Origin of the sequence: Ruegeria sp. HKCCA5763 (assembly GCF_013034545.1) — a bacterium.
Lineage (GTDB): Bacteria > Pseudomonadota > Alphaproteobacteria > Rhodobacterales > Rhodobacteraceae > Ruegeria.
Genome location: NZ_WQGF01000028.1, coordinates 1 through 10,820 on the forward strand (window position 1 = coordinate 1; position 10,820 = coordinate 10,820).

8 protein-coding genes are annotated in these 10,820 nt (G+C 54.7%); 6 read left to right on the forward strand and 2 right to left on the reverse strand.

Annotation, left to right across the window (positions count from 1 at the left end; all coding sequences use genetic code 11):
• Positions 1-229: 229 nt before the first annotated feature.
• The gene (locus GOV89_RS22450) at positions 230-1,099 is read left to right on the forward strand and encodes an amino acid ABC transporter substrate-binding protein (protein ID WP_171239134.1); all 870 of its coding nucleotides are present in this window, start codon (positions 230-232) and stop codon (positions 1,097-1,099) included.
• Between the two features lie 291 nt (positions 1,100-1,390).
• Here the strand turns inward: GOV89_RS22450 and GOV89_RS22455 are convergent, their stop codons facing one another.
• Positions 1,391-2,182 (reverse strand): DUF3299 domain-containing protein, encoded by a 792-nt coding sequence (locus tag GOV89_RS22455; RefSeq protein ID WP_171239135.1) that lies wholly within the window; start codon positions 2,180-2,182, stop codon positions 1,391-1,393.
• Between the two features lie 90 nt (positions 2,183-2,272).
• Complete coding sequence (locus GOV89_RS22460; RefSeq protein ID WP_171239136.1) at positions 2,273-4,021, reverse strand: amidohydrolase; 1,749 nt, start codon at positions 4,019-4,021, stop codon at positions 2,273-2,275.
• A gap of 1,023 nt (positions 4,022-5,044) precedes the next feature.
• Here GOV89_RS22460 and GOV89_RS22465 point away from each other — a divergent pair.
• From GOV89_RS22465 to GOV89_RS22485, 5 genes are all read left to right on the forward strand, one after another.
• Entirely contained in the window at positions 5,045-5,878 is an 834-nt protein-coding gene (locus tag GOV89_RS22465; RefSeq protein WP_171178884.1) for a hypothetical protein, read from the forward strand.
• A 180-nt stretch (positions 5,879-6,058) separates the two neighbouring features.
• Positions 6,059-6,265 carry a helix-turn-helix domain-containing protein gene (locus GOV89_RS22470; RefSeq protein ID WP_171178882.1) on the forward strand — a complete coding sequence of 69 codons (207 nt, stop codon included), beginning with the start codon at positions 6,059-6,061 and terminating at the stop codon, positions 6,263-6,265.
• Positions 6,266-6,431: 166 nt separating this feature from the next.
• A complete protein-coding gene (locus tag GOV89_RS22475) occupies positions 6,432-8,129 on the forward strand; it encodes a site-specific integrase (RefSeq protein ID WP_171178880.1) in 1,698 nt (565 codons plus the stop codon).
• Complete coding sequence (locus GOV89_RS22480) at positions 8,129-9,172, forward strand: tyrosine-type recombinase/integrase (RefSeq protein ID WP_171178879.1); 1,044 nt, start codon at positions 8,129-8,131, stop codon at positions 9,170-9,172. The genes GOV89_RS22475 and GOV89_RS22480 overlap by 1 nt, the downstream gene beginning before the upstream one ends.
• Entirely contained in the window at positions 9,169-10,809 is a 1,641-nt protein-coding gene (locus GOV89_RS22485; protein ID WP_171239137.1) for a recombinase family protein, read from the forward strand. The genes GOV89_RS22480 and GOV89_RS22485 overlap by 4 nt, the downstream gene beginning before the upstream one ends.
• Positions 10,810-10,820: the final 11 nt, after the last annotated feature.

Below are 10,820 nucleotides of genomic sequence, written 5' to 3' on the forward strand. Positions count from 1 at the left end.
CTCTGCAATCGCGCTCGCCGCACTCGTTATCTTTTGGCTATGAGTCCTGAGCCTAGACATTTGCACATAAGCCCGGCCTAATAGGCTTTGCTTTTATCTAACTGAGTTAGCTACCCATGGTGCAAGGATGTGGTTTTCTTTCCTCGCCAAGCGACTCTTGCTATCAACTATCAGCCTACTTTGCGTCTCAATGTGTTTTGATCTCGACATAGGATAATTCGTACCTCCAATGGAATGGAAACCGGACAAAGAAGGAAAACCCATGCGCTTGCTATCTGTACTTATTGCAACGGCTCTTTTCACAACCGGAGCGGTTGCTCAGACAATCGAAAGGATAACAAAAAACAACGAAATCCGATTTGGTTTTCGAACAGACGCTGCGCCACTATCTTACCTCAACGATCAAGGTCGGCCGTTTGGATTGTCACCGTTAATCTGCGATCGGGTCGCGCAGAGTCTTGCGAAGAAGCTTGAATTAAAGGAATTAAACGTCCAGTTCATTCCGGTCGACGCCAAGGATCGTTTCGACAAAATTGCCTCAGGAGAAGTCGATGTGCTTTGTGGGGCTGCAACCATAACACTTTCCCGTCGCGAAGTTGTTGATTTTTCGATTCCAATTTATGTCGACGGCACGTCCATATTACTGCCAATCGAGGCCGAGGGCACCATGAGTGCGCTAGCGGGTAAGAGGGTTGGCATGAGAAGCAACACAACAACAGAGGCATCCGTTCTCAATTCCTTTGAGGCGGCAAGTATCGATGCAAATATGGTACGGTTCGCCTCACACCCAGACGGCATCAAGGCGCTGCGAGACGGCGAAATCGATGCGTATTTTGCAGATCAGTCGATTTTATTAGTCAACTACATTGCTGCCGGGCTAAAGGGCAAATTCAAGTTATCCCAAGAAATATTGACGATAGAAAAGCAAGGATTAGCGATACCGAAAGGAGATTATGATTTTCGATTGCTTGTAGATCGAATTTTGTCAGAGATGTATGCTCAAGGTACAATGGAGGAGATTTTCCGTATTGCCTTGCCGGGGATAGAGCCCAGCGAAGCATTGAAAGCTCTGTATGTTATCGCCCCTACCAATCCTTGACACGTATCGCATAAAACAGTGCTTTTTTGCGTGTCAATTTCGCGCTGCGATTTAGGCTGAGATACCTGCAGAGCAAACGTTGGACAAAGTTAAATCAAGGTCTGCTATCGGAAATTGAGAACCCCCTTGATGAAATCTTCGAGGGGACCGCAGTCGCTAAAGCCAGCCAGATTAGGGGTCAGGCCGCATTCTATTCAACATTTACGGCTTGGGCTGTGTGCGACGGTCCACCGATATTAGTGTCTACGCGTACAGACGACTGAAAGTTATGAACCGATGGGGGGCTAAAAATCAGGGCATAAACACTTCAACTAAATTCGCGTTTAGTTTGTAAGTGGACTCCACGTTTGCCTGGCCGTCGTAGAATACAACATCGCTAATTCTGCTTTCAGCTAACAGTTCGCCTTCGATCCAAAATGCTTCGAAAATCGACTTAAATTCAACGCCGCTGGGGTAATCAACATGAATGATCTGGTTCGGCGGCTGCGAAGGTGTGTGAACGCAAGATCCAGCGACCGGGACAAATAGGAACTCAGTGACAACTCGTCCACTGAGTGTAAGCGGCACTATGTACCCAGGCAGCTTGATCGCCGTACCCAGCTTTTCTAAGTTTGGACCACGCCCGATTGAGTTGTTATGCGCAATGATCTTTCGGCGCTCGAGCATCAGCTTTTCAACGTCGATTTCATTCGCCGCGAGAACACCTGTGGCTGCATTGTATTCTTTGACAAAATCAGGATCAGAGCGCGTAGCGGTTCCGGACGTTCGCCAACGAATTTGCGTTCTCATTGCGTTCAACAACGGATCCGGCAGGGTTTCAAATGGGGCTTCCAGAGACTTCAGTGTTGGCTTCAAGTCAAGCCAGCTATCCGCTACTTGTTTCTGAATAGATCTATCCAGCGCAGTGGAGTTTGAAGTGTCAGAAAAGTCATGCGCGCGCCGAGACATGTCAAAACGCTTCGCCCCTGAAGGAGAGGTTTGGACAGCAGGTTCTGGCGAACCTTGGGCAACCTCTGCCTGAGCAGCATTCACATCTGCGAACGCACATACAAAAACTATCAGAGCGATCAGATTGCTTGTCATTTCAGAGCTCTAAAGTTTCCTATTTTAGTAGCATTGCAGCCTAGTTCATCGCACTGGCCCAATTTGCGAAGGTACGTTTATTGCCGCGTTTCAAAGACCATCTTCATATGTGAATACTCCGCCCTTCATCGTGGCGACAATCTTCACATCCGCGATGTCAGAAGGAAGCACCGAGAAAAGGTCGTCTTCTAGAATAACCAGGTCAGCATACTTGCCAAACTCCAAGCTTCCGATCTTGTCCTCCATCCTCGCTTCATACGCACCACCAAGCGTTGCGGCGTATATACATTGGTCGAGCGTGAGGGCCTGATATACCGGTGGGAAGATACGATCATCGTCCGGATTAGACGGATCGCGCCGTGTAACGGCTGCTTCACATAGTGTTAATACACCCATGAGGCTAGGATCGGTGCTGGGAACGTCTGCGCCTATACTGACGGGTGCGCCCGCGTCCATCAAAGTGCGGATGCGTTGAAATTCGGAAACCGTCCTTTCAAGGCCCATGATTTCCATGGCACCGTCAAGCCCACCGCTCCAAGTCGTGCCCCAAATCGGGGTGATATTGGACAGGATATTGTGCTGTATGATGCGTTCAATTTCATCTGGATGCGCAAAAGCTAAGTGTTGAAGCGAATTGCGGGCTTCGGTGTATCCAGCTTTCTGAGCGTTGACATATGAGTCAACAGTTTCGCGAACGGTTTTTGAGCCATCAACATGCACAGAGACGTCAAGCCCGGCTGCGTTTGCTTTGAGGACAATTTCATCGGTGAGGGCTGCTGATACACCTCGCACCGCCTTTTTTTCAGGCAGGTCCAGCCAAGGCTCGAGCATGACCGATGCATGGCTTGTGTGAACCCCTTCCGGGTGTATCTTAATTCCAAGCACGCGAACTTCATCGTTGTCGAATGAAGACTTCAGTTCCAAAGTATTGGCCACCGCATCGTCGGCATTGAAATCGTCACCTTTGACAAGGGTCATCATCAACGTACGAAGCTTGAGTGTGCCTTCGTCAGCTTGTGCTTGCAGGATTTCCAATGCCTTTTTAGTGTCATCTTTGTGTTTAGCCTGAGACTTGATGTTCGGTGTCACTAGGCCTTGGTTAATGTAAGTGGTGTAGCCAAATTTCGCGGCCAAATCATAAAGCTCTGTTTGGCTCTCTGGGATCATCGTATCCGGCTGCCATGCACCAGATTCCACATAGGCCCCCATCCACGCAAATTCTTTCGCGTAGCCCGTTGGGTTACCCTCGCCATCTCTTACAAAATAGATCAAACCCGGAACTGGGTCGGGGGTGTCTTTGTTCACGCCTCCCATTTCCATAGCTTTGGTGTTCAGCCATGCGTCATGAATGGTGTAATCTTGCAGGAACACGGGTCTGTCAGGAACGATTGCATCCAAATCGGCAGCCGTGAACTCACCGCCCATCAGAGTCGCGTTCCATCCAATGCCACGGATAAACTCCTCGTCGGGATTGGCGTCCGCATACTCTTTAATTAACTTGAGATAATCCTCTTTGGATTGACCAGAGCCCAATTGGACACCCAATTGCGTCCACCCGGATGCGACAAGGTGTTCGTGGCCGCTGACAAAGCCCGGCAGAACCGTTTGTCCTTGAAGATCGATGACCGTTGTTTCTTCTCCAATCAGGGATTGGACTCCATCATCGGAACCAACGTAGAAGATTTGCGTTCCCATAATAGCAACTGCTTCAGCCTCAGGCCGTGATGCATCCATAGTGTAGATGTTGCCATTCAATAAGACGGTATCAGCGGTTTGGGCTACAGAGTTTGTGGCGAAAGAGGTCAATAATCCGACTGCTATCATCATCCACTTCATCATTCGCACTCCCAATCCGAAGAAAAGACTAATTGAAGCATGAAACATAATGTCTGCATGTCAAATAAATTTTCTTCGCCTCACTCCTTGTCAGAGGGCTCAGCAGCCAGACGGTCAAAAGTTCACTGACACAGAGCGAAATGGCCGATTTTCTCAACCAAACGAGCGAAGTGCAAAAGTTCAAATGGTGTTGGAAAAAACGAGTCACACAGATATCGCGACCAAATGGAAATTTCACAAAGGTTGCAGGGCACAAGCATCCCTCAAAGTGTAGCGGGCAGCAAAGTCTTTCAGTTCGGAGACCTCCAACTGTCCAGACAATATCCGGCCCCCGCTCCTTCCCCCCGTCATGCGGGAGAAGGCCCTTCGTTTTCAGGTTCGTATCCGCGCGATGCCTTTTGTCGGAGGCCAGCCGCTTCCCCGCAGGCTTCTCACCTGCCCCGCTTTGACCGCGCACGGTCTCGGCGGTCCCCGGTCCGACGAGTGTCTGAAGACGCCCGTCGGCCGGTGGGTTCCGTAGTCGCGTTTCTGCACCGGGCCAGAAGGAGCCGCGTCGGTGCGGGATGGGGTAGTCCCCGAACCATAGTTCACTATTGGAGGCCGGTCGTGAACGTACCGTGGTCACCGCTTTTTTTGATCGTTTGCGAGGGAAAGCAGCAAGCATAAACCGGGCGCAACGGAGACGAGGAGACCCGTCCCGGCCCGGAACGTCCGATTTTTCGTTCTTGCTGACTAAGTGTATTGATCTGTTTTTTTGTTCCTTGTGTTTCGCTCGTCCGCCAACTTAAAAAGCCGCAGCTGTCTCGAAGCGCTGTAGCCTATCAAAAGCGCGGGCGTTTTGGGTCAGCGCTTCAAGTCAGAACCTGGTACCAAATTGTTCTCTTCCTGTTCTTTTGTTTGTGTGCAACGTTTGAATGGATCGCCTTGTGTCATCCAGCCCGATTTTTCGGCAAGCAGAGTTGCTGTGATGCACATTGGCTTTTGGACGTGTGGCTCGAATGCAGAGTGTACAAAGCGGAGAATAAGATGAGCGCTGACTTGGACGCTGGCCTGAACGATCAAGGCGACGTTGAAGATGATGAAGGTGACTATTCGGTCTACCCGCACATGGATGGGATCAAATGCTCGCTGTCATGGAAGCTCGGCAGTTATGGCGAACGCGGTACTCTCTCTGATGACATGATCGAGAGCTTGGCCGAACGGTTTGGCCTGCCAACTCAGCTCGTACGCAAACTCTCTGTGCTTCTTGGGAACTGCCTCAATAACGACGACGACATCGCAATCAACCTGACTGAGGTCCGACGCTCGCAAGCGATTGAACGAGGTCAAAAGTACCTCAAGCAACTTTTGCGGAAAGCCAAACAGAGTTCCATTGGTCCCCAAGAGCTCCGGAACGCATTGGGCTCGCTTTCGACTTGTTTCGCGTCGACGCCAGAAGACGCAGGCCTTCTTCCCCAAGTGCTCGACAAGCTTGAGACCGCAACGACACTTACTCAGGATGTCATCGATGACATTCGACGCATCCATGGGACACCTGGTGCGATTGCGGAGATGTCGCCCCGGGACAAGCGGTTCTCGCGCGACAAACGCCGTCAGTACATTGTCGAGAGCTGCTGTTACATCTGGAAAGATGCCGGTCGCCCCCTAACCTATACGACATACTCAGACGGTCGCCCCGGAGGACAACGGCAAGGTCCGCTCGTCAACTTTATCCAGGCTGTCGTGAAGATGATCACCGAGCCGGGGCAAATCCTGAGCGGTGAGACGATCCGCGTGGACATTGACGGTTTTCGCGACAAGCTTGAGCGCGAAGAGCAAGAGCGTTGGGCGCCGCCGGAATTGGGCAATCAATACACTTAGAATGAGCAAGCCCGCGTTGTCATGGTCATGGCATGACACGCGTTCCTGCCATATCCCCTTCTGACGACCACGCGCACAAGCAGGTTGAGACAGCGATTGACCAGTTGGTCCGATTGCTGGCTGCCCAGGCAGTACAGGAACTGGGCCGGGACGCCTCTGACCAAAAGGAGGCGCATCAGGATGCCACAGATCAATGCCAAGAAGAACCGACCCCGCAAGCTACTGACGGTGAAGGACGTCGCTGAACTGGACAATTGCTCCGAGAAGACGGTGCGCCGTGCGATTGCCGCAGGCCTGCTTGAGGTTATCCGAGTTGGCCCCGGCGGACGCCTCATCCGCATTGATCCGGCAGCTCATGCCGTCTACCGGCAGGCACAGTGCTGGTAGGCAATCGAGATCATTAATGTACATTAATGTCAATATGTTATGACATTTTCGGGAAGAGGGCTTGCCCGTAAGTTTCTGACTTTCTGTGCTACGCTTTTCCCGAATCGGACCCCCTGTCCACACCCGTCCGCCCGAGACCCGACATGTCCAAAGGAACGTAAACCCGATGACTAGCCAGAGCCCCGTTCCGTTGAGATTGGCCTTCGTCAAAGCCGACACACCGATGTTCGCCGAGCTCATCGACCAACTGCGCTCCGACAGCTCTCTGTCGGACGGACGCCGCCGCGACATGATCTCCGGTCTGCGCCGCGTGGCCAAAGCCCTTGGGCTGCCGCCAGAGGATGTGCCCTGCGACAGTCGCTGGTTGCAGCCCCGTCTGTCCAAAGTCACACCGGCAGCACTCGGTCTTACACCGAAGAGTTGGCAAAACGCGGTGAGTGATGCGCGTGCCGCCCTCGCGCATTTCGGGCTGGTGGAACGGCGCTTCAACCGGATCGATGATCTGTCTCCCGATTGGCAAGCGCTCTGGGCGAATGTATTGGCGTCCGGCGACAAGACATTGCAACCCGCACTCTGCCGCTTCGTGCATTTTCTGAACCGGCAAGGCGTCAAACCCGCCACTGTGCGCAAAGAGCATGCCGCGGCCTATCGAGAAGCCCTTGCGCATAACGAGATCAGCAAATCACCGGATGTCGCGTATCGGGCTGCGGTCAACGGCTGGAACCTGGCGGTCCGACGTATTTCTGAATGGCCCAAGGCCATCCTGCCTCTGGAAACGCGCCAGAAGGTCATCACCTTTCCCGTGACAGCATTTCCTACGCCGTTCCAAAGCGAGCTTGCAAAATTGATGCACCGTCTTGCAACTCCGGACCCGCTGGCAGATGACGGTCAGAACAGGGTACTCCGACCCGCGACCCTGTCCCAATACCAAAGACAGTTGGTTCGGTTTGCCTCCGAACTCGTTCACTCTGGTATCCCGATCGCGGAGATTGGCGGATTGGACGTCCTGATCAATCCGGTGATGGCTGAACAGGGTTTGCGCCAGATGTTATCGCGCACCAACAACCAGACCACAAAGATGATCAGTGAGATCGCCGCGCTGCTCCGCAACCTGGCCCGGATACTTAATGCACCCGATGACGCTCGCGATGCACTGGCCGGGCTTGCCACGCGCCTGGCGGTCAAACCTCAGAATGGCATGACCCAAAAGAACCGAAGCCGGCTGCGGGTGTTGCAAGAGGATCGGCATCAACAGCGCCTGCTGCTCCTGCCTGAACGGATTTTCGCGCGACCACGCGGCATGTCCAAACCGTATGGCTGGGCTCTGGCGCGCGAAGATGCACTCGCCATCGCCATCTTGCTGGTCTGCCCGGTTCGCGTGAAGAACCTGGCTGGCATCCACCTGGAACGCCACCTGCACCGTCCTGGTGATGGCCGAGCCTACCTGGTTCTGGAAGACGGCGAGACCAAAAATGAGCGACCTGTCGAGTTCGAGATCCCGCGTGATGTATTGCGCATGATCGACGTGCATCTCAAATCTCGCTGTCCGGAACTCTGCCCCGCGGGAACGCCTTGGCTGTTTCCCCGGAGGGATGGTCAGCATTCGGTTGATCCTGGCGTTCTGTCTGCGCGCGTCTCCAAACGGATTCGGAAGGAAACGGGGTTGGAGATGAATGCCCACCTGTTTCGGCATTTTGCGGTGATGAACTGGCTCGACGCCAATCCCGGCGGCTATGAGGTCGCGCGCCGGTTGCTCGGACATTCGGAGGTCAGCCACACGATCAACATGTATTCCGGTCTTGAGGCACGTTCGGCAACACGCGCCTTTGCTGACCTGATAGAAGCTAAGAAAGGGCGTCGCTGATGAGCCTTGTTCTGCCTCTGTCTGATTGGCCCGTGCAAGACCGGGAGATGTGGCTCAACCTTCAGATAGAAGGTGGCCCACTCGACGATTGCGGCGCGCTGTCACATCTACGCGCGACCTCATTGAAGACGTTAGAACTGCGCTATGCCCGATGGCTGCAATGGCTGATTAACAGCGATGCGGAGGCGATCACACTGCCTCCGGCTCGACGCGGGACCCTGCCGCGCCTTTCCGCTTGGCTTAGGGACCTCTCACACACCCGGCCGATGACCCGGTTGATGTTCATTGACGGCGTGTTGCGTATCCTCTCCGCGGCTGACCCGACACAGGACTGGTCCGCTCAGCGGAGATTGAAAGCGGGATTGAAGCGCGCCGCAGGACGGGGTGATCGGGATCGCAAACTTGGGCGTGTGTTGTCCAGCGAGGTTCTATTCAAGGCGGGAATGTCTCTAGCGACGGGTCATGCAGAAGCGGAGCCAACACCGCTGCGCCGTATGATATGCCTGCGGGATGGCACCATGATAGCCATGCTGGCTTTGATGCCGATGCGGCGACGCGCCTTTGCCGGCCTTCGGATTGGCATATCCTTGCATGTCACAACAGACACCATGACCGTCGCGCTCCCAGGGGATCTGACCAAATCAGGGCAGCCATGGGAGGCTGATGTTCCCCAGAGCGTTGAGCCGCTCTTGCGTCGTTATGTCAACGAAGCCCGTCCCTTTTTAATGGAGCGTGGCCAACAACAACACGATGTCTTGTGGGTCGGCAGGACAGGCGCACCATTAAAGCAAGATGCGCTGAGCCCCCGGATCGCGGAGCAGACCCTGAAGCTGACGGGTCGCCGCATTCCACCGCATTTCTTCCGGGATGCCGCCGCAACGACATTGGCGCGCTCCTCTCCGGAACACGCGAAGCTGATCCGACCAATATTGGCTCATGCGAGCTTCGGAACGGCTGAGCGCCACTACATCCACGCCCAAACCATTGAAGCGGGCCGCGACTACGCGGCTTTGATCGACTTAAAGAGAAAGGCCAGACGATGACCCGAGTTGCAATCTATGCCCGCTTCTCCAGCCAGATGCAGAGAGACGCATCTATCGATGACCAGATGCGTTTGTGCCGGGAACGTGCAGAGCGGGAAGGCTGGACTGTTGTCGACGCCTATTCGGATCGGGCGGTCTCTGGTGCGTCCATGTTGCGTCCCGGGCTGCAAGCGCTCTTCAATGCAACCCAGGAAGGACGGGTTGATCTGATCTTGGCAGAGGCGCTGGATCGGTTGAGCCGGGACCAGGCAGACATCGCTGCGATCTTCAAACGGCTAAGCTTTGCAGGGGTTTGCATCGTGACGCTGGCTGAGGGCGAGATCAGCGAATTGCACGTAGGTCTCAAAGGCACCATGAACCAACTGTTCCTCAAAGACCTGGCCGACAAAACCCGGCGTGGTTTGCGCGGGCGTGTCGAGCTTGGCCGTTCCGGCGGTGGTAACAGCTACGGTTATGATGTCGTCCGGCGTCTCGGGCCCGACGGCCAACCCGTCACGGGGGAACGAGTGATCAACGCAGCAGAAGCTGAGATCGTCCGGCGGGTGTTAAATGACTTCACCGAAGGGCACTCCCCGAAAGCCATTGCGCGCCGCCTGAACGCCGAAGGTATTCCCGGTCCCCGTGGCAAGTTATGGCGTGACACCGCCATCCGGGGGCACCGAGTGCGTGGGACGGGCCTTCTCAACAATGAGCTCTACATCGGCCGCCTTGTTTGGAACCGGCTGCGCTACATCAAGGACCCGGAGACCGGCAGACGTGTTTCCCGTCTCAACGATCCGTCCAAATGGATCATCGCGGAGGTCCCTGAGCTGCGGATCGTCGGGGATGAACTTTGGGAGGCGGTCAAGCAGCGGCAAGGCGAGATCGAGGCTGATCCCCGCGTCAAAGCCATCAAGCAAACCAAGTTTTGGGAGAAGCGTCGCAAAAAGCACCTTCTGACCGGTCTAGTATTCTGCAGCAACTGCGGTGGGCCACTCGCCACTGTCGGGCGCGATTACCTCGCCTGTTCAGCCGCCCGTAAACTCGGCACCTGCACGCACAGGCAATCCATTCGCCGCAATGTCCTGGAAGACGCCGTTCTGGATTTGCTTCGTCAGCGTCTGATGCAGCCCGACGCAGTGGCCGCTTTTATCAAATCCTTCAACGAAGCCGCCAACGCAGAAGCTGGTACAGAGGAGGCAGCCCGGACCCGTCTACAATCCGAACGGGACAAAGCTGCACGCAAACTGAATGGGTTTTATGACGCAATCGCTGAGGGCATTCGCACCCCCGGGCTTCAAACGCGGCTCGAAGAACTCGAAGCGCAGATAGCCGAGCTTGACGCAAAGCTCTTCGAACCTAAGCCTTCGCCGGTGCGACTGCACCCGAACCTGTCGGAACTTTATCGCTCCAAGGTCGCCGATCTTGCACAAGCGCTATTGGAACCTTCGATCCGCACCGGGGCTTTGGAGATCATCCGGGGCCTTATCGAACGTGTCACGGTCGAGCACACCAACGAGGGCGTTCAGATCGAACTGGAGGGTGCCCTGGCAGCAATGATTGGGTTGGCCCAAAATGAACAAAGCCGCCCTGAGGCGGCTTGTTCGACCCAAGTGGTTGCGGGGAGAGGATTTGAACCTCTGACCTTCAGGTTATGAGCCTGACGAGC

Bases quoted from the DNA above. Each gene is read 5' to 3' on its own strand.
- GOV89_RS22460 (WP_171239136.1), bottom strand. From the start codon at position 4,021: ATGATGAAGTGGATGATGATAGCAGTCGGATTATTGACCTCTTTCGCC.
- GOV89_RS22450 (WP_171239134.1), top strand. From the start codon at position 230: ATGGAATGGAAACCGGACAAAGAAGGAAAACCCATGCGCTTGCTATCT.
- GOV89_RS22455 (WP_171239135.1), bottom strand. From the start codon at position 2,182: ATGACAAGCAATCTGATCGCTCTGATAGTTTTTGTATGTGCGTTCGCA.
- GOV89_RS22470 (WP_171178882.1), top strand. From the start codon at position 6,059: ATGCCACAGATCAATGCCAAGAAGAACCGACCCCGCAAGCTACTGACG.
- GOV89_RS22465 (WP_171178884.1), top strand. From the start codon at position 5,045: ATGAGCGCTGACTTGGACGCTGGCCTGAACGATCAAGGCGACGTTGAA.
- GOV89_RS22480 (WP_171178879.1), top strand. From the start codon at position 8,129: ATGAGCCTTGTTCTGCCTCTGTCTGATTGGCCCGTGCAAGACCGGGAG.
- GOV89_RS22485 (WP_171239137.1), top strand. From the start codon at position 9,169: ATGACCCGAGTTGCAATCTATGCCCGCTTCTCCAGCCAGATGCAGAGA.
- GOV89_RS22475 (WP_171178880.1), top strand. From the start codon at position 6,432: ATGACTAGCCAGAGCCCCGTTCCGTTGAGATTGGCCTTCGTCAAAGCC.